Source organism: Coleofasciculaceae cyanobacterium (assembly GCA_036703275.1).
GTDB lineage: Bacteria > Cyanobacteriota > Cyanobacteriia > Cyanobacteriales > Xenococcaceae > Waterburya.
The window spans coordinates 19,701-39,372 of the sequence record DATNPK010000010.1; the positions used below are offsets into that span (position 1 = coordinate 19,701).

The window sequence follows — 19,672 nt, forward strand, 5'->3', positions numbered from 1 at the left end:
TTAAGTAAGGAAAATCATGAATCAAAAATTCAATTATTCTAACTCCGAGCTTGACAAAAAAATGACTACCGAACAGTTCGAGCAAGTAGTTAAAGCAATTCTTTCAGGAAAATATTCTTGGGCATGCCTATTGATACTGAGCTTCGCTGGATATAATCCCCTGCATTATATTCCCTATCGAACTTGTAACCGAATAATGAAAGAAAATTGCCCTCAGAATAACTTTCTTGAAAAATCTATGCCGCTCAAATCTAGAATGAAATCTTCTCAAAAGCTCCTCGATCTTTCTTGTTTAGAAGAAATCCGGCTTCAAACAGCTGAAGTTACTGGCGGAACCAGGGTTAGCTCACTAATTGCCGAAAATTCGTTTAGTGTTATCTATGCGCGGTGACTATCTCCCTGATTTAAAGTAAAGATTTTAATCGAAGAAAAATAAGAGCAGCTCGTATTAGAGAGTAAGTAAGGAAGAGCTTGAAACAGTTTGAGTCAATCGCTCTGCTCTGGCGAAGCTTTGGTGCATCGTGCATCTATGGCTAAAGTTGTTTTTACCGTTACTACCCTAATTACGCGAGAAAGTATATTTGACAAGATCTACACGTGCAATTGTACGCTCGATTTGCAATAGTCTTTTACGGAGCAAGAAAAGTGAATAACACAGGGAAATTGCCATCTTCTTCGCTAGATGGTGAAGACAAGATTTTGTCTCTAGCATGGTTTTTGGAGCAGAAACAATTAACACCTAATAAAGTAGAGCTACTCAACTATTTAAATCAACAGGTAGAACTTCTTGAATTTCAATTAGGCGATCGATTATTAGTTTACCCAGATTTTTCTCCTAATTCTGTTGTTGACGAACAAAACTCTCAGCAATTTTTTTGGGTTTGTGGAGGGAAGCTAAGGTTACTTAGTTTTGATGCCTATAAACGACGAGAGGTTTCTACCCACATACTTACAGAAGGATCGACCATTGGAGGAGACTCTCTTTGGTGTGGAACTTGCTTGTCATACAGCGCGATCGCAGCTAGTGAGGTTCGAGTTGCCAGGATTTCTCTAGCCAAACTACAGCCTTTTCTAAAAAAATTGCCAGAACTCCAGACAAAATGCCGGACTGAGGCTCGAGAACGTCAACAATTAATTTTTTTTAAAACTTTGACAGAATTGCGTTCCATATCCAGTCACCGCCTAAAAGAGATATCACCATACTTAGTGGAAAAACAAATTGCTGCTGGAGAGCCTTTAGCTGGAACTGACGGAGAAACAGGTCGCTTCTGGCTACGTAGAGGTCAAATTAAAGAGCAAAAATTAGAAATAGGAAGTTCTTGGGGATTTCCAGCACAGATTCCCCAGAATTGGCAAGCCGAAACAGATTTGTGGGTCTATGAGCTGTCTCGATCGAATTGGCAAGCTTTTTCCCAACTTGCTCCTATATTGGTGACTGGTTGGGAAAAAAATTCCGATTCTAAATCTAGAGTAACACCAGCATCTATAAACGCAATCTCGACAGTTGTAACGGCTACACCTTTGCCAATAATTCCGAGTGCCCCTACTAGGTATGGAGTTAACTCTCCTCAATCAGAGACAACCCCGAAAGGCGATCGCACCCAACAGATCGACTATCCTAAACCTCAAAAGCGACGCCATAGTCTATGGAGAGCTTATCCCTTTATCGAGCAACAAAGCTCTTCCGACTGTGGTGCGACTTGCTTAGCAATGATTAGTCAATATTGGGGCAAACGCTTTGGTATCAACTTTTTGCGCGAGCTAATTGGAACAGGTCTTTCTGGTGCTTCTCTCAAAAATTTAGCCAAAGCTGCTGAAAGTTTGGGCTATCATGCTCGACCCGTACGAGCTAGTTTGAGCCGAATCGCAGAGCAAAAGAATCCTTGGATTGCCCACTGGCAAGGCGATCACTACGTAGTGGTCTATCAGGTCAAAGGAGATCGAATTCTGGTTGCCGATCCCGCCCAAGGAAAATCTCAGCTTTCTCGTCAAGAATTTCTTCAGGGTTGGACGGGATACGCTCTACTTTTAGACCCAACAGAGAATCTATATCAAATACCAGAAGAAAAACGCTCCCTGGGTAGATTCATTTATTTGTTATGGCCTTACCGCTCCATGGGTATAACAATTATTGTGGCATCGATTTTAATTCAAATACTTGGATTGATTTCGCCTTTGTTTACCCAAATTATCCTCGACCAAGTAGTAGTCAACCAAAGTCAATCGACCTTAAATGTCTTTGTTATTGGACTTGTACTATTTGGCATTTTAGGTGTGGGCTTATCTTCCATACGGAGCTATTTATTAAGTTATTTGACTAACCGCCTCGATCTAACTATGATCGGTGGCTTTATCAATCATGCCCTAACCCTACCGCTTAAATTTTTCGAATCCCGTCGAGTAGGTGATATTATCACCCGCGTTCAAGAAAATCAGAAGATCCAACAGTTTTTGATCGAGAAAGTGATGTTGTCCTGGTTGGATTTTGTCACTGGATTTATCTATTTAGGATTGATGCTTTACTACAATTGGCAACTCACGGTATTAGTTTTGCTAATAATTCCACCAATTGTGATTTTGACACTAGTCGCAACTCCTTTGCTACGTAAACTCTCTCGCGAAAGATTTAATGCTACCGCAGATCAAAACTCATCTCTGGTAGAGATGATGTCGGGAATATCCACTATTAAAGCAGTAGCAGCAGAGCGCGAATTACGCTGGCGTTGGGAAGATCGTTTGACTAATCAGTTGAACGTACAATTCAAAGGAGAGAAACTGGCAATTAACTTGGGACTTCTCAGTGGGCTGATTAATACTATTGGCGGTGCAGTACTTCTCTGGTATGGCGCTACTTTAGTAATTCGGGGTCAATTAACCATCGGTCAATTTGTGGCTTTTAATATGATGCAAGGTTACATTATCAGCCCTGTTTTGGAGCTGGTAGATCTTTGGGATGAACTCCAAGAAGTGCTGATCTCTGTAGAACGGCTTAATGATGTTTTTGAAACTAAATCGGAAGAACCGCCACAAAATTCAAGACTGATTTTGCCCAAGCTACAGGGTAATGTACGATTTGATAATGTCACCTTTCGCTATAACACTGAAGAAGAACGCAACACACTGCAAAATATTTCTTTTGAAGTAAAAGGGGGGCAAACTATCGCCATCGTCGGTCGGAGCGGCTCTGGAAAGAGTACTTTAGTAAAGTTGCTTCAGGGTTTGTACCCTCCTACTAACGGTCAAATTTCTATTGACGGGCACGACATCAATCGCGTTTCTCTCTCCTGTTTACGTTCTCAACTAGGAGTCGTACCGCAAGATTGTTTTTTATTTTCTGGAACTATCTTAGAAAATATTACTCTATATCGACCCCAATTTACCTTAGAGCAAGTTATAAAAACTGCTAAACTAGCAGAAGCCCACGCTTTTATTCAAGCTTTACCTTTGGGATATAGTACTAAAGTTGGCGAACATGGAGCCAATCTTTCTGGTGGACAGCAGCAGCGCATTGCGATCGCTCGTGCCTTTCTAGGAGAACCACCGCTCTTGATTTTGGATGAGGCGACTAGTTCTCTAGATACGGAGTCGGAAAGGCGCTTTCAGGAAAATCTTTCTCGTCTTTCGCGTCACCGTACTAGTTTTATTATTGCCCATCGTCTTTCAACAGTACGTAATGCAAATTTTATTCTGGTCTTAGATCGCGGTCTGATCGTCGAGCAGGGAACCCATGAAAAGCTGATTTCACAACAGGGTCTTTACTATCAGCTAGCAAGACAGCAGCTCGATCTTTAACGAAAAAATGATTTATAGAAAACGCCGTAAAACCAACGTCTTTTAAGCGTTGGATATAAAGCGCAATAAATTTACAACGTAGCAGGTTTCATGGTAAAACCATAGTATGAAACAGATTAGAGGATTTAAATACAGATTTTACCCGAACTCAGCGCAGCGATTAGAGCTAGCGCAAACGTTTGGCTGTACTAGATTTGTTTTCAATTGGGCATTAGCTTTGAGAACTAATAGCTACTACCAAGACAAAGTATCTGTAACCTATACAGACACTTCTAATGCTCTAACCAAATTAAAGAAAGATCCAGAAAAACCTTGGCTTAAACAAGTCTCAGCCGTACCATTGCAGCAAGGGTTAAGACATCTAAATACAGCATTCAATAATTTTTTTGCTGGTAAAAGTAAATACCCTAGATTCAAGAAAAAGAACAATCGACAATCGGCGCATTACGCCCCTAACGCTTTTAAATGGAGTGACGGCAAATTAACTCTAGCCAAGATGTCTCAACCATTGAAAATTAGATGGAGTAGGTATTTTACTGGTCAACCAAAGCAGGTAATTGTATCTAAAGACCCTAGCAATAGATATTTTGTCTCATTCTTGGTTGAAGAACAATTGGAGCAATGGATCGAGAGCGAAGGAAAAATCGGTATCGATTTGGGTGTCAAAGATTTGATGGTTACGTCAACGGGTTTTGCTTCAGGCAATCCCAAACATTACCAGAAACATTTCTCTAGGCTAAAGACCTTACAGCGCAGACTAGCTAAAAAGCAGAAAGGTTCAAATAATAGATATAAGGCAAGGCTAAAAGTAGCAAAGCTTCACGCTAAAATAGCCGATTGCAGAAAGGATTTTTTACACAAATTAACGACTCAGTTGGTACGCGAAAACCAAGCTATCTATACTGAGACGTTAGCTGTAAAAAATATGATGGCTAACCATAAGTTAGCGCAGCGCGTACGCGCAGATCGTCGTCTTAACGACGACTGGGGAAGCTTTGCTTCCCGCGCTATTGCAGATTGTGGTTGGGGGGAGGCATTGCGCCAATTTCAATACAAATGTAAATGGCACGACCGAGAATTAGGAGCGATAAGTAGATGGTTTCCATCAACTAAACGCTGTAATCCTTGCGGTCATATCTTGGATAAATTACCTCTGAATATCAGAGAGTGGATATGTCCTAGCTGCAACAACCTTAATCTTAGGGATGTCAACGCAGCATTAAATATTTTAGCGGTCGGGCAGACCGTGTTTGCTTGTGGATCTGGCTCTAGCGGGAATGTGTCTTTGACAGATCTAGCTATCCAGGGATGAATCAAGAATCCCACTCATTCATGTGTGGGAGTGTCAAACTCCAAAAATCTGCTTTTTAAATATTTTTAATGCAAAACTCGATGACAACTAAAGTCAAATTGTTTATTATCCATCAATTTAAAATATCTGCCAAAATGGCAACATCATAATTGTGGTTTTGGTAAATTAATAATTAAGCAATAAATCAATTGCGAGTCAACTAACCAACTAATTAAACAAGAGGACAAGAAAGATGATTATTTCAGATCTTAGCTTTATAGAAGTTACTAGCTCCACTGATGTACTTGGAGGAGCTCATACAGATTATGACAAGAACAAGTATAAAAAAGCGAAGAAATATTATTACAATAAAGAAACATACACTGCAAATGCAACAAACGTTTCAGTTGTTAAAATCAACAAAAGTCCGGGTAGTGAGGTAAATGTGTATCAAGAGGCTAAAGCCTACGCCGGATAATTGGAAAGATCGAACTCGGTAACTCGAATTGTATCTTTGTCGTAAAATTACCACCTTTTGGGAAATGAAAAACAAAGATACCGAGTACTATCGATAGAGTGACAATCAATTTTAATAAGTTAAAGTTCCAGTCTGATACTTATACATTTATGTATCTATGACTGGACTTTATTTTTTTTGCGTTGCCGATCGCTAGTATTTTGCCAACTTAACTTTGATAAACTAACTGAATTTTATTATTTTTTTTAGAGTAAAACATTACATTATTACATTTTAATAACGCCCATTTTATCTAGTTTATTTGAGCTAAAATGCTAAATTAGAAAATTGTAAAATCATAAGATAATGAATAATGATTTCTTTAGCCCAAATTGCCAATCAGCCAGAATTAATTGTTGATTATTTAAAAAAAGATATCAGCTTAAAAGATGTCTGCCAAAAAATTTTACATCAAATAGCGATCGACCGCTCGGCAGAACAATACGCTGTAACCGTAACTCCAGAAGAAATTCAAGCTGAAGCAGATAAAATTCGTCATCAACAACGCTTGGAAAAGGCTGCCGATACATTAGCCTGGTTAAAAGATTGCATGATTACTATCGAGGATTGGGAGACAGGAATAAATGACAGACTTATAGCTCAAAAATTAGCAAAATATTTATTTACCAAAAAAGCAGAAACCCATTTTATTGAGAATCGACTTGATTTTGAGCAAGTTTTGTTATATCAAATCGTAATTCCTTATGAAAAACTAGCTCGAGAACTATTTTATCAAATTGAAGAAGAAGAAATTAGTTTTTACCAAGCAGCTCATTGCTATGACATAGATTGTATCAGAAGAGAAAAATGTGGTTACGAAGGAAAACTATATCGTATGGATATTATGCCAGAAATTTCCGCAGCTATTTTCGCAGGACAACAGGGTGAAATCATTGGGCCGATTAAAACCGATATAGGATACCATATTATCAAAGTTGAAGAGTTTATCAAACCAGAGCTGACACCAGACATTCATCAAAAAATTATCGATGAAATGTTCGCTCAATGGTTGGAAAGTGAAACTAATTATTTAATTCACAGTCACACAAATTCCATCTAAAAAATTGGAGCAATATTGATTTTTTAAACGCTTCCTTTGTAGAAGTTACGCAAAAAATTTTTTCAGACTAGATTAAAATTAAACAAACAAGACGAATGTCACTTGAGAAAATATCATACTTGATGAAAAAGTCTACAAGATTTCCAAAAAGATGTATGAAAGTCGGCAAAAGTTAGAGGAAGTGACCGAGCGACAAGGGGTAAAAGCCAATTAATTTTTGCCATAAGTCGGCAATTAAGTAAATTAAACAGTAGTCATAAAAGGTAGCAGCGATGATGAAGCGAGATCGAGTTGTAGTCAAACGCGTAGTCTCAGCAGACGGCAAAATCGTCGCCGAAGCAAAAAGTGTTGCCAAGGCATCTGACGCTGATGATAGTCAAATCAATCAAAGCGTTTCTGTAAACATTTCATCTGATAATAATTCTTGCACTCAGGCAAAATCTAATGTTCGTAGTTCTTCAACATCTTATAGTTCGATTTCGATCATCAAAAGTTAATAAAAAATTCGCTCTTTTCAGCGATAATGCTATACTAAAAAAATAGTTTAAAAAATAGTTTAAAAAGTAGGTTTAACCAATGCTGATAACTGACATATCTTTCTTGGAAAATGCCTTAGATAACGAGAAAATTTTAGCTGGTGGTTATTCATTAACAATAACTTCCATTGCCTCCAGCGGAGGTTATAATTCCTCTTCCAGTAGTACGAAAGTTTCTCTCAACATCAATGGAAAAAATAAAAAAGCAAAGGGCATAGTAAAAGCAGTGGCAATTGGCAAAGGCGCGGACGTCGATATTGATGTCAAAGGTTTTAATAAAGTAAAAAGAAAAGCTAAACAAGCAAAAAACTATGCTTTTGAGACTGTTAAACTAAAAGCATAGTAAGAGCTGATTCCTAAAGAGAAAATGAAGAACAAATAAAAAGCTAGGGGAAGAAAATATCCTCAAAAGAGTAAATTGATTCTTACTAAGACTTAGAGACTGTTTGTAAATAAAAGATTAAAGAGGTTGTGCTTGATAATTAGCCAACCTCTTCAAGATTCGATGAACCATGGCAAGATAAATAAGTCATTCACTAGTTTCAGGCAGTTTTTCATAATCTACTACCAAGGGTCGTTTTTTAATCAACCAAGCAAAAGTTCTTTCGACAACCCCTCTTCGCGCTAATAGTTGAAAGCCCTTTCCTTGCCTTTTCATTACTTCGACAGTAGCAGAGGAAAGGTTTTCTACCGCTTGTTTAAATCTCGCTCCTTGATAGCCTTGATCTAACTATGCTGTTTAATGATTCGGCAAGGATTACCAGCAGCAACAACATTACTGGGAATATCTTTAGTTACTATACTACCTGCACCGATAGTTACGTTTGAGCCAATAGTCACCCCAGGACAAATAATTACCCCACCTCCAAGCCAAACATTATCACCAATGATAACTGGTGCTGCAAGTTCTTTCCCTGACAATCTCAATTCGGGATCTGTAGGATGATATGCTGTATAGATTTGCACCTTGGGTGCGAGTAAAACATCATTGCCCAAATGTACCGTGTTGCAGTCAAGAATTGTGCAGTCATAGTTGATGTATAAATTGTCTCCTGCAAAAATATGACGGCCGTAATCACAGTAAAAAGGAGGTCTTAAGCTGAAATTAGCTCCAATACCGCCAAACAAACTGATAATAATCTCTTTTTGCTGATTTAGCTCATTAGGTTGCGATAAATTAAAGTCATGAAGCAGCCTACGCGCCTGAAAGTGCATCGCTGTTAGTTCTCGATCCGTTGCTAAATACAACTCGCCATTCAACATTTTTTCTCGCTCAGTTTTTTTCATCAAAAATGTTAAGAGGATACTCACACTTCGCGGTTAGCAAGTGTAAGAGGAATCGAAACCAGTAACTAAACTGCGACGAGAAATTTCTCTTCCTGTGTACAAATTAATCCTGTTGCTCGTCGCAACAACTTTACTTTGCTGGTTGTGAACTGACCAATACGCTTCCAGGCTGCATTTGAGATGCTTATTTGTTTAGCAGTATCGCCAGAACACCAACCCTGGTAAGTAATACCAGCTTTAACTCCTTCAACAAAGTCTCCTTTACGAAGATCGTGTCTAGTAGTCGTACCACCGTATTTACGCCGATTACCTCCTTTGCTTGGCAGCATTAGGTGTAACTGTCTACGGGAAACAGGCGGTCGTCTAATTACAAAGAAGGGAGCATTGGTTATTTTTATTTGCCCCTGCCAGCAGTGACCTCTACCTTCAGAGTTCTCAAAAGGCAAATAATCAATAAACTGACTGGCTGCGAGAGTCAACCCATCGACTGCATGAGTTGCTGGAATCGCTTCTTTTTTGTTTAGCTTTTGCTTAGGTAAACCTAGGTGTTTTCTAAGATTGGAAGTCTGCCATCCAAACCTAGTTGTGGTTGGTGCAATCTTGTTTAACTGCTTGATTGCCCATTTTTGACCCACCTGGACTGGTGAGAAATTACATCCAGGTAGTGTTTTCGCTTTGACATATTCGTAGACAATAGAGCTAATCGGATAGATTTTAGCTAGCTCAGTTATTACGCGAATCTCAAGTAATCTATTAGCTTTAATACTTGGAGCAAGCTTGTTACCACGACGATTAGAGAATCTTTTTTGTCTATGTGCGCGAAGAAAAAAAGCCAGATTGCGATTAATTCTTCTGCCTCTTCTAGAACGACGCATCATTCTACGCTGCTCCATTCGCTTTTTAACCGTTTCAAAAGGTAGAAACAAATGAGCGGTAAACAGAGTAAACTTTCTGCTTACAAGTCCTATCCCAGAATAATATTTACCTGGGTCGATGCCAGCCGAAATAGATTGCTTTTCTCTACCGCTAGGCTCTTCTACCAACTGAATGTAGTAGATGCCTAACTTATTTCGTTTGCCTACGGCTTTGCCATCTCGTACCATCCGCCTAGCTCTAGAAGCTTTGCATGGCATCGCAGGACTATTATCAGGATTTACTACTGGTACTCTAATCATGTTGGATACAATCCTATAAAAGTGTTGAGTCGCTTCGCGCACCTCAATCAAAATGTCCTCCCTTTAAAAGCCCCTTTAATCAGAAGGGTTGTAGATAACTCAAGAAGTGCGAAATACTTGAGAGTACGTATCAGGTTGAGGCTCATGCGCTATTCAAGGGTTATGTCTAGCTGAATCTAGCACTCTCCGTCCTCGCTTTTAGCAGGGCGGAGTTCTTGAAATATAAAATGGCGCGATGGATCGAGTTACTTTTACTCAGCATAGCGATTTTTGACGTAAGCCAGTCTTTAACACTTGAGGACTACCATGTAGTTAATTAGCAACAAAAAATGCGAAGCCTTCGGTAGAAGCAAGTTAACCCTTAACTCGATTCTGCCAATTTCGCTTAACCTTGAGCTTGAAAAAATGGTAATTTGATAGGCAAAACCCTAAAATGCGATCGCCAGCTTTCTTTAATACTTAGAGAAGACTAGTGACAAAATCAAAACATCAATTTAGATTTAAAATTAATTATCTATAAAAAATGACAAAACTTTTACAAATACCCTTAATAATAGGAATTACCTTCGCTATTCAATCAATTTTATCTATTTCATCTCACGCCGAAATCAAAACTAAGCTAGATATTGCCAATTTGACAGCCCAAAATAGCAAGATTAAAGAATTTGTTTTTAATTTCAATAATACTTATGATTATGCTGCTTGTTTGGACGTAATTTTGTTAGCCTATGAAAAACGTAATGCCGAACTAGAAAAGGTGTTTAAAAATGATTGTGCCACTAATGTTTTAAACACCTTTGGCAATAATCTATCGAAAGATGCAGCTTTACAGTTAATTGAATCGGCTAATTTACACGCTACTGAAGGATTAGAAAATCCACTTTATCCTACTCTTGGTCTTAGAAGAAGAATAGCGATTAATCTAGGATATGTCTATGATACGGACAAAAACAATCCTGATATTTTGAAATACATAAATCCCGAGTAAAAATAATACCATCTCTCAAAAGTTATAAAAGACTTGATAGTAGCGCGTCTAGGCTAAAGTGCTGGGCTGATTCCCCCAAGCTTGGAGGTTAGGGGGCTGAAAATATTGTCAATATTTAACAAATTAATCTAGACGCGCTACTAGGGAACGATAGTTATTTGACTCACTATTGACGACCGTGATAATCGTTACCTGAACCATATTTCCAAGCATCTAACCAACGATGATAATAATATTGCTGAGACGGCGATAGATTTTTAACTACTGGTTGAGCTAGTTTTGCTGCACTATACAAACCGCTATATAGTGCCAGGTTGAAATAGTGAAAACTCCAGTTAACTAAAGGATTAATGCCAATTTGAGGCAACAAAGGTAAGACTAATTTAGGATTAACTGAAGGCAAAGTTTTGGCTAAAGGTGCAAATTGAATTACGTCCTGTAAAAATGGCTTGAGTACGTCGTCTCCCAAACGTTCCATCACGGCAAAAACACCGCTCATGAGATTATTAATTTGCTCGGGATTAACCTGTTGACCAACCTTTACGCTCATGGTTTGCTGAAATAACCAGGTAACAGAGATATTAGGTTGATATGGTTGTAGTAGAACTAAATCTTTATTGCTTAAGCGATCTACGATCAAAGCTTCGTTGATACCATTAGTTAAACGTTTCAAATGACGAATCATTGCGCCAAAGCCACCAAAGCTGACAGGAGATTGTCCCCCTGCGCTGTCGCCTACGGGCAAAATGCGATCGAAAGGTAGTTTGATCGGACTATCTTTATATGCAGGAAAAAAGCCAAATAAAAATCGCTGAAATTTTAGCTGTTCTAAGGTAATATTTTGATATTTTGGCAAAAGCCTGAGATATTCGTTCATAAAATCTTCCAAGCTTGGTCTTTCTGGCTCGGCATCTAGATAGCTGAACATATAGGTAGTACGACCATCTTTGGCAGGAAAAGCTTCCCAAAAGTATTGACAGTGATTAATAATTGGCGTGAAGGAATAAATTAAATCTCCTGTCTTGTTTTCAGGAAACCCTTGGGCGCAGCTACCAACTACAACACAAACTGCTTCAGGTTTGATCCCATTTCTGACCTGTTGAATTATGGGTGAAAAGTGTCCCATAGCATCTATTAGCAGTCGAGTTTTGATGGTTTGTACTCCTGTTTGTATTACTATTCCATCAGGATGAACCGTAGCCGATTTAAACGCCGTATTTTCTAATAACTTGCCTCCTGCCTGGAAAAATTTTTGTTTGAGTTTTGCCAATAAATAAACAGGATCGACTCCAATATTTAAAACATCTTTGACCCAAACTTCTTCCCCTGGTTTAAAGCTGACTCTGGCGGGATTATATTCAGTAGCGATCGCCGTTGCCAATTCTTCCTCAGTCAACAACTCTAATTCAATTAATGTATTTAATTCCTGGCGCGAAATATTCCACTCTTGTTCTCTTCCTTGCAGAATTCCCTTTTCAATTAGCACAACCTGCCAACCAAGCTGCTGTAGTGCTGCACCTAAGAGGATGCCTAATGTCCCGCCACAGATTGCCACATCTGTTTCTGACTCGCCGCTGATTGCTGAACTATTGCTGACAACTTCTGGCGCAGCTAGGTTTCCTGAGCGTAATGTTGACCAAAATCCATCTGCTTGGCGCAATCTTGCTAATACATTGTCTGGTTGTTGAGAAAGTATTTCTGTGGTTAAACTCATTTGGAGCAATTTCAAATTTAATCAGGAGTAATCAGCAATCGCATCGCCGGAGCGATCTCTCTGACCAGAAAACACTATTAATCTTTGACTAAAGTATTTAATAATAGTTTGTATTGTTAACATAATAGATAACCTCTCCGTTAGAAAACATCTATCACTAGATACTGACCGATAGGGAGAGGTTTTTAAGCTAAAAAAATCATTAATTGTTAACTAAACTATCAACTGGCAAATGATAAACATCTATCTAGATTGATTGATTGATTCTTTAATAGTTGCGGGATGAGCTTTCAAAACGGCGATTACCACCACCACCACGATTATTTTCACGAGGTCTGGCTTTATTGACTCTTAATTCTCTTCCCATCCAGTCTGCACCGTCTAAACTTTCAATTGCTTTGGTTTCTTCGTCTTCAGTACTCATTTCTACGAAACCGAAACCTCTGGGACGACCCGTTTCGCGGTCTGATGGAAGAGAAACCCTAGATACAGTACCGTATTCTTCAAAAACAGTCGTAAGATCTTCTTTAGTGACCTCGTAATTAAGATTACCTACATAGATTGACATCAATTGTCTCCTGATTTGCGAAATTATTTTGAGATGAATATTTCGGAAGAAAGCTTGCCAGTCTATTCAATAGCCTAGAGGTTATGACAAATTTAAACAAACGCGCCCACCGAATTGAAATCTCTATTTTCTAGTACATTAACACAGCCGAATTGAAAGGATTCATTTAAAGAGGGAAAACAATATTAAAAAATAAGAAGTGAATTGTATCTAATAATTAATAGTTTAATGAGGAAGGTTTTATTTGCCGCTCAAAAACAATAACTAATTATAAAAATAAATCTGTATTATTGGACGTGATGTATGACACCAAATGGAACTAAATATAACGAATTAAGACAGTTAGTTCGATCGCAACTAGAACTATTGCTAGAAAGCGGCAACTTGCAGGGGGCTAAATCTCTTTTAATTCCTGTACAGCCAGTAGATATTGCCGAAGCGATTGAAGGCTTACCAGAACCAATCCAGTTAATTGCCTTTCGGTTACTTTCTAAAGCAGAAGCGATCGAAGTATATGAATATCTTAATACTGATGTTCAACAAGCTTTAATTCAGGAATTTAAACGACAAGAAGTATTAGACGTTGTGGATCAAATGTCTCCAGATGACCGCGCTAGGATGTTTGATGAGCTACCAGCTAAAGTAGTACGTCGTTTATTGTCACAGTTAAGCCCAAAAGAACGCCAGGCTACGGCTATTTTACTGGGTTACGGCGAAGATACGGCGGGGCGCATTATGACCCCCGAATATATCTCGCTGAAAGAGAATCTGACTGTTAGCCAGACTTTAGAAAGAATCAGAAATTTATCAAATACTTCCGAAGTTGTCTATTATCTTTACGTCACTAATATTTCTCGCCAATTAACTGGAATTGTCTCTTTAAGAGATTTAGTCATTGCTGCGCCAGATACGACTTTAGCCGAAATCATGACTCGCGATGTGGTGTTTGTACATACTGATACCGACCAAGAAGAGGTTGCCAGAACGATTCAACGTTACGACATTTTAGCACTGCCAGTAGTTGATAGCGAAGAACGGTTAGTGGGAGTTGTGACCGTTGACGATGTGATTGATATTATCGAGCGCGAAGCAACTGAAGATATTTACGCCTTGGGTGGGGTACAGTCAGATAAAGATAATTATTTTCAAACCAACTTATTGATCGTAGCCCGTCGTAGAGTGGTTTGGTTGTTTGTTTTATTGCTGACCAATACTGTAACTGGTGCAATTATTCGTTCTCAGGAGTCATTATTGCAACAGGTAGTAATCTTGACTGCTTTTATTCCTTTGTTGACTGGTACTGGAGGGAACGTAGGCGCACAGTCTTCTACGGTGGTGATCAGGGGTTTAAATACCGAAGAGATTCAAAACCTGGGGGCGGGAAAAGTTGTCTTTCGCGAAGCAGCAGCAGGCATTCTGTTGGGTTTAATTTTGGGGACAATGGCAACTGTCTGGGCATATTTTCTCCAGGGAAGTTGGGCAGTAGCAATATCGGTAGGAACTAGTTTAGTGGCGATCTCGCTGTTGGCTTCTGTGGCTGGTTCGGCTTTGCCTTTTCTATTTCGTTCTTTGGGCTTAGATCCTGCCTTGATGTCTGCACCGTTTATCACCACAGCCGTAGATGTTTTAGGAGTACTAATTTACTTCTACATCGCTCGCACCATTCTTGGTCTATAAACAGCTGATAGCTAACAACATTCAAGTTATCAGCGAAGCAAATTTATCTAAAACATATAAAGCACTAAGGATGAATCGTTCCATCAGGCATAACTGTTCCCTTCCAATTAATACCACTTAACACACTGTTTTTGAGGTTAGCCCCTCTTAAATTAGCTCCTCGCAAATACACATCAATCAAGCTAGAGTTCTGCAAATTAGCTTTTTCTAAATTAGCTTTGAACAACAAAGCAAATCTAAAGTTGGCATTTTGCAAACTAGCTCCCTGTAAATTAGCTCCCTGTAAATTGGCAGAGCATAAATCAATTTTGTTGTTCTGTTGGGAATTAGTTGAACTCAACTGCGATATTGTTGTCAGACTATTACTCGATCTATCGCCATCTTTTAAAACTGCCCCTGTTAGTATGGCACTGCGTAAGTTAGCCGAGCGTAAATTAGCACCATGTAGCGTTGCCTGTTCTAGGTTTGACTGGCGCAGACTGCAACCGCTCAAGTCGGCTCGATTAAAGCTGGCATAAGTTAAATCAGCATCAGTCAAATTGGCTTCGCTTAAATCGGCACGAGTAAAATTTGCTCCGCTTAAGTCTACTCCTGTAAGATCGGCACCACTTAAATTGGCTCGGCTGAGATTAGCACCACTAAGATTAGCTCTAGTCAGATTGGCATTACTCAAATCGGCATCAGCTAAATTGGCATCGCGAAAAAATGACTGACTGAGATTGGCATTGCTTAGATCGACTCTAGCTAGAGAAGCATTTTCTAAGTTAGCCCAGCTTAGATCGGCAGCAGCTAGATCGGCACTATTAAGATTTGCTCCAGCTAAATTGGTTTTAATCAGCCGAGCGTTACTTAAATTAGCGCGACTAAAATTTGCTGCGGTAAGGTTTGTCCCGCTAAAATTTGCCCAGTCCAACTCGGTTCGGTTCAAGTCTATATTAACTAACTCAACTTGTAAAATCTGAATTTGACTGAGATTAGCACGACTAAAATCTCTATTGCCCTGCTGATATAGCAGTAATAATTTTTCTCCATTCATTAAATTAAATTGCTATCTCAACAATTGGCAGTGGTCATACTAGTTTATAATTCCCGATCGCCACTCTAAAATAACAACAGACTGTAAAAGTCAACAGTTGACGGTTGAGACGATCCCTTATTCTTTTCTTTCAATTTCTTGCGTTAGTAACCGCCATTCTTCCAGGACTTGATCAGAAATTTTTAGAGCTAGTTCACGATCATCTTTTAAAGGTACAGCTAACTTCAAGCTACCTTTAGATGGCAGACGAGGTATGACTGAGGTTAAGTCATATTGACCGACATTAGGAGCTGGCGCAGATTGGGGATAAGCATCTGTCGCAGTTAATATTTTGCCTTGGGATGTCAGAATCTCTAAAGATTTAGGATGAATAAAAGAGTTGACTCCAGGGAATCCTACCAGACGTAAATAGTATGTTGTCTTAACGCTTTGGCTATTATCTGGAAACAACAGAACTTGCCAAGTATTGCCATCACGATCTTTTAATGGGTCTTGAGCATGATACCGCAAAACGTTAAGGGTTTCGTGATGTTGCCTCAAAAGTGCGGTAGCGGGTAAGCAATGTAGCAGCAGGCTTAAGGTAAAAATTATGGTCAAATTAAATAAGACAATTAAGCGATAAAAAGCTATCTTGCGAACGGTAATTATAGTTAGTAATTTATGCAACATGGGAAATTATTAATCAGATTAAGCTGACAGCATTTAGTCATAGCCATAATGATTAATTTTCCTACGTATTAAGCTTTACAGGCAAAAAACGATACTCTGTCGCCAATTTTTTTAGTGCATTTGTACTGACGGCTATTTTGATTGATTTAGCGATCGCTCAATTTCAGGAAATAGCAAAATAAAAGAGGGTAGATTACTACCCTCGTAAAATACATATTTTTAGCTTGGAGATCTTTTAGCTTCTAATGACAATGTGTCGCTCATCGTCAAAATAAATTAAACCTTGGTTTTGCAAATCCCCTAGAACTCTGGTAACCGTGACTCTAGTGGTGTGAATAGATTCTGCTAAATGTTGATGAGTAAAACGTACCTGTAACCGAATGCCATCGGTAACTGTTTGTCCGATCTCTTGTTTTAGCATTAATAGCAACTGAATTAAACGCTCTTCTACTCTTCTAATAGCGATGATGGCTAATAACTGTTGAGATTTTACCAGGCGATCGCTAAATTGAGCTAACAACTGTCTTGCTAATGAAGGATGTCTAGCGGCATCAAGAGAGGAGTAGCGTTTGGCATAAACATCACCCAGAGCTACAGCACGGTATAATACAGAATTATCTACAAGATTACCAAAAATGCCATTTGCCGTTACCCAGCCTGAGATTATTTCTGTCCCGTCTGGTTGAACTCGACTCAATTGCACTACACCCCGATAAACTTGCCAAATTCCCGAATCTAGAACAGAAATTTCATCTCCTTTTTGATACTGATGCAAGAGTAATTCTTTTTCTCTTCGTCCTAGACTTAGGTTAGAGTTTGGTTTTTGACTCAGTAGCATAATTTAATGAGTTATATTGCATTTACCATTATAAAAATTAGTTTATCTAGTGAAAGTAAACAGCAAGTGACGAGTGGGTTAAGCTTTGGATATGGTTATTAGGGGTTTGTTCAGGGTAAAATAAGTAGTTTTGAACCTTCAACCATTAGGTAGTTGACGGTAATTCTTTTTGATCCCCAGGAGAAACTGCATCCACGCCACAGCAGGAAGATGATAGAAAGTAAAAATATCACCATAGGCTAGTTGGGCATTTTGGTGATGTTGCCAATGTCTTTCTGGGGTAGTGATAAAACATAATTGGCAACATCGAGCGATCGCTTTAGGAGTTTGCCAATCAATAATTGAAACGTGTCGCCAAACTACGTGCAGTTCACCCAAAGCCAGACCTAAGATTATCCCAATTGGGGAAATTTGCCAACCTACAGGAATAAAAATAAAGTAGGGTAAAGCACCTAAAAATCCATCGAAAATTACCAAAGGATTGCGGCTCAAAACTGCATAATGAATAAAGCTACGGTTTTTTCCATGATGAACTAAAGTATGAAATTTACCGAAAACGTGTTCTGGCACATGATAGAAAAAGGTAGACAAGAAATCGCCAACAATTAGTAATAATACTGCAACAACAATTATTTTGATTAAAAACATAGACCAGCTCCATAGACACAGGTGCTAGCTTATTTCTTCTTAGTTAAGGCTATTTTAATAATTATTTAAGTTGTGATTGCTGCAAAATTAAATGGCGGCTATTCCCGTTTCTTCGGTTCTAATTCTAACTATTTGCTCGGCATTAGAAACGAAAATCTTACCATCGCCAATTTCTCCAGTACGAGCAGCTAGAGATATTTGCTGGACTACTAAATCGGCCATCTCATCTTCAACTATGGCTTCAACTTTTAGTTTAGTAGTAAAATCAATCCGATATTCTGTACCTCGGTAACGAGTAGTTAAACCTTTCTTATGTCCAAAGGCTTTAACCTCGGAAATAGTCATGCCAATTACACCAATAGAAATTAAGCTCGTTTTAACATCATCTAGTTTATGAGAATGAATAATCGCTTCAATTTTTCTCAATTTATGTTCCTCAGTCTTTTTACTTTAATAGTTAATGCTTGATAGTATTGTAGTTGTATCAAGTAGTCTAGATGCCTTTAGTTTGAAGATCGGCAAAAATAATTAATGGGAACAGAAATAGAACGTAAGTATCTGGTAGACAAAGAGAAATGGCGATCGCACAAAGAATATTTACAAAGCCAGTTTCTTGTTCAAGGTCAAAGATATTGTCAGGGTTACATTTCCACCAATAACGAAACCACGGTTAGAGTCAGAATTGCTGGTGAGCAAGGGTATCTAACCATAAAAAGTAAAACTGTTGGACATACACGCGCCGAGTTTGAATATCCTATTCCTACTCAAGATGCCCAAGAAATGCTTAATAATTTGTGTATCAAATCTTTAATTGAAAAATTTAGATACAAGTTTAATATTGATAACTTGACTTGGGAAGTTGATGAATTTGAAGGGGAAAATCAAGGATTAATTATTGCTGAAGTAGAACTAAAAAGTGAAGCTCAGCAAATAAATATTCCCGACTGGATCGAACGAGAAGTTAATGATCCGAAATACTTTAATGCTTACCTGATTAAACATCCTTACAGTCAGTGGCAAGATTAACAATTGATTATTAATTACTGAATACTGATTACTGCATGAGCGAAATTTTAATTATTTTTAGTCGCTATCCTGAACCTGGTAAAACTAAAACTCGAATGATTCCTAATTTGGGTGCTGAAGGTGCTGCCGAATTGCAGCGAGAAATGACCGAACATACTTTAAATACTGCCAAACAACTTTTATGCCGCCGTAAATTTACTATCGAAGTTCACTTTGCAGGAGGAAATCAACAGCAAATGGTGGAATGGTTAGGAACAGAAATAAAATATATTGCTCAAGTTTCAGGAGATTTAGGAGACAAGATGCAAGCGGCATTTGAGCGTGCATTTAATTTAGGTAATCAGCGGGTAGTAGTTATTGGGATTGACTGTCCCGATCTCGATCGAATAATCTTAAGCAAGGCTTTTAACTCGTTACAAAAACAAGATTTAGTTTTAGGGCCAGCAGAAGATGGCGGGTACTATTTAATTGGTCTAAATCAGCCCCTGCCAGAGCTTTTGCAAAACATTGATTGGGGTAGCGATCGCGTATTAAATCAAACTAAAGCTATTGCCGATCGATTAAATTTAAGCACTCATTATCTTCCTACTTTAGTTGATATAGATCGCCCTAAAGATTTGATTATTTGGCAGAAATACACTTAAATTTTACAGTGATAAATTGTTAACGAGAACTGGTATAGCAATTTTCATATTTATAAGGTACACCTCAATTAGCCCGTGCATGATTAGCGTCTGGAGACGCGTCCCATGAACCATTAGCCCGTGCATGATTAGCTAGCGCGTCACACGAAGTTAGTCCGTGCATGATAAGCTTCGAGACCGAAGGGCGGAGTGCGGTTTATCCGTGA

Annotated in this window: 20 protein-coding genes and 1 pseudogene; 11 read left to right on the top strand and 10 right to left on the bottom strand. The window is 38.6% G+C overall.

Annotation, left to right across the window (positions count from 1 at the left end):
* Positions 1-16: 16 nt before the first annotated feature.
* The 7 genes from V6C71_00835 (at position 17) to V6C71_00865 (ending at position 7,539) form a co-directional block, all read left to right on the top strand.
* A complete protein-coding gene (locus V6C71_00835; protein HEY9767035.1) occupies positions 17-391 on the top strand; it encodes a HetP family heterocyst commitment protein in 375 nt (124 codons plus the stop codon).
* Between the two features lie 254 nt (positions 392-645).
* Positions 646-3,792 (top strand): peptide cleavage/export ABC transporter, encoded by a 3,147-nt coding sequence (locus V6C71_00840; GenBank protein HEY9767036.1) that lies wholly within the window; start codon positions 646-648, stop codon positions 3,790-3,792.
* Positions 3,793-3,898: 106 nt separating this feature from the next.
* Positions 3,899-5,104, top strand: coding sequence for an RNA-guided endonuclease TnpB family protein (locus V6C71_00845; GenBank protein HEY9767037.1), 1,206 nt, complete (start codon positions 3,899-3,901; stop codon positions 5,102-5,104).
* Positions 5,105-5,336: 232 nt separating this feature from the next.
* Positions 5,337-5,561 carry a hypothetical protein gene (locus V6C71_00850; protein ID HEY9767038.1) on the top strand — a complete coding sequence of 75 codons (225 nt, stop codon included), beginning with the start codon at positions 5,337-5,339 and terminating at the stop codon, positions 5,559-5,561.
* A 352-nt stretch (positions 5,562-5,913) separates the two neighbouring features.
* On the top strand, positions 5,914-6,660 hold the full coding sequence (locus tag V6C71_00855; protein ID HEY9767039.1) for a peptidylprolyl isomerase: 747 nt from the start codon (positions 5,914-5,916) through the stop codon (positions 6,658-6,660).
* A 272-nt stretch (positions 6,661-6,932) separates the two neighbouring features.
* Positions 6,933-7,157, top strand: a complete 225-nt coding sequence (locus tag V6C71_00860; protein ID HEY9767040.1) for a hypothetical protein — start codon at positions 6,933-6,935, stop codon at positions 7,155-7,157.
* A 79-nt stretch (positions 7,158-7,236) separates the two neighbouring features.
* Positions 7,237-7,539 carry a hypothetical protein gene (locus V6C71_00865; GenBank protein HEY9767041.1) on the top strand — a complete coding sequence of 101 codons (303 nt, stop codon included), beginning with the start codon at positions 7,237-7,239 and terminating at the stop codon, positions 7,537-7,539.
* Between the two features lie 186 nt (positions 7,540-7,725).
* On the opposite strand, the pseudogene V6C71_00870 reads toward V6C71_00865, so the two are convergent.
* The 3 genes and pseudogenes from V6C71_00870 to V6C71_00880 form a co-directional block, all read right to left on the bottom strand.
* Positions 7,726-7,911, bottom strand: a pseudogene (locus V6C71_00870) (IS5/IS1182 family transposase).
* Between the two features lie 11 nt (positions 7,912-7,922).
* Positions 7,923-8,483, bottom strand: coding sequence for a sugar O-acetyltransferase (locus V6C71_00875; GenBank protein ID HEY9767042.1), 561 nt, complete (start codon positions 8,481-8,483; stop codon positions 7,923-7,925).
* 65 nt (positions 8,484-8,548) lie between these two features.
* Positions 8,549-9,658 (bottom strand): RRXRR domain-containing protein, encoded by a 1,110-nt coding sequence (locus V6C71_00880; protein ID HEY9767043.1) that lies wholly within the window; start codon positions 9,656-9,658, stop codon positions 8,549-8,551.
* Between the two features lie 523 nt (positions 9,659-10,181).
* Here V6C71_00880 and V6C71_00885 point away from each other — a divergent pair.
* Positions 10,182-10,646: a hypothetical protein gene (locus tag V6C71_00885; protein HEY9767044.1), complete on the top strand. Its 465-nt coding sequence runs from the start codon at positions 10,182-10,184 to the stop codon at positions 10,644-10,646.
* Positions 10,647-10,812: 166 nt separating this feature from the next.
* On the opposite strand, the gene V6C71_00890 is transcribed toward V6C71_00885, so the two are convergent.
* Positions 10,813-12,360 carry an FAD-binding oxidoreductase gene (locus V6C71_00890; GenBank protein HEY9767045.1) on the bottom strand — a complete coding sequence of 516 codons (1,548 nt, stop codon included), beginning with the start codon at positions 12,358-12,360 and terminating at the stop codon, positions 10,813-10,815.
* 268 nt (positions 12,361-12,628) lie between these two features.
* Positions 12,629-12,928 carry an RNA-binding protein gene (locus V6C71_00895; protein ID HEY9767046.1) on the bottom strand — a complete coding sequence of 100 codons (300 nt, stop codon included), beginning with the start codon at positions 12,926-12,928 and terminating at the stop codon, positions 12,629-12,631.
* A 303-nt stretch (positions 12,929-13,231) separates the two neighbouring features.
* Here V6C71_00895 and mgtE point away from each other — a divergent pair, with 303 nt between their 5' ends.
* A complete protein-coding gene (gene mgtE, locus V6C71_00900) occupies positions 13,232-14,605 on the top strand; it encodes a magnesium transporter (protein ID HEY9767047.1) in 1,374 nt (457 codons plus the stop codon).
* Positions 14,606-14,669: 64 nt separating this feature from the next.
* On the opposite strand, the gene V6C71_00905 is transcribed toward mgtE, so the two are convergent.
* The 5 genes from V6C71_00905 to V6C71_00925 all read right to left on the bottom strand — a co-directional run bounded on the left by V6C71_00905 (position 14,670) and on the right by V6C71_00925 (position 18,222).
* A complete protein-coding gene (locus tag V6C71_00905; protein ID HEY9767048.1) occupies positions 14,670-15,641 on the bottom strand; it encodes a pentapeptide repeat-containing protein in 972 nt (323 codons plus the stop codon).
* A 117-nt stretch (positions 15,642-15,758) separates the two neighbouring features.
* Positions 15,759-16,310 (bottom strand): DUF3122 domain-containing protein, encoded by a 552-nt coding sequence (locus V6C71_00910; protein ID HEY9767049.1) that lies wholly within the window; start codon positions 16,308-16,310, stop codon positions 15,759-15,761.
* A 235-nt stretch (positions 16,311-16,545) separates the two neighbouring features.
* A complete protein-coding gene (locus tag V6C71_00915) occupies positions 16,546-17,148 on the bottom strand; it encodes a Crp/Fnr family transcriptional regulator (protein ID HEY9767050.1) in 603 nt (200 codons plus the stop codon).
* Positions 17,149-17,286: 138 nt separating this feature from the next.
* Positions 17,287-17,796, bottom strand: a complete 510-nt coding sequence (locus V6C71_00920) for a sterol desaturase (protein ID HEY9767051.1) — start codon at positions 17,794-17,796, stop codon at positions 17,287-17,289.
* A gap of 87 nt (positions 17,797-17,883) precedes the next feature.
* Positions 17,884-18,222 carry a P-II family nitrogen regulator gene (locus V6C71_00925; GenBank protein HEY9767052.1) on the bottom strand — a complete coding sequence of 113 codons (339 nt, stop codon included), beginning with the start codon at positions 18,220-18,222 and terminating at the stop codon, positions 17,884-17,886.
* 105 nt (positions 18,223-18,327) lie between these two features.
* On the opposite strand from V6C71_00925, the gene V6C71_00930 reads away from it, so the two are divergent.
* Together V6C71_00930 and V6C71_00935 are read left to right on the top strand one after the other, a co-directional pair.
* The gene (locus V6C71_00930; protein ID HEY9767053.1) at positions 18,328-18,822 is read left to right on the top strand and encodes a CYTH domain-containing protein; all 495 of its coding nucleotides are present in this window, start codon (positions 18,328-18,330) and stop codon (positions 18,820-18,822) included.
* A 35-nt stretch (positions 18,823-18,857) separates the two neighbouring features.
* A complete protein-coding gene (locus V6C71_00935; protein HEY9767054.1) occupies positions 18,858-19,466 on the top strand; it encodes a TIGR04282 family arsenosugar biosynthesis glycosyltransferase in 609 nt (202 codons plus the stop codon).
* Positions 19,467-19,672: the final 206 nt, after the last annotated feature.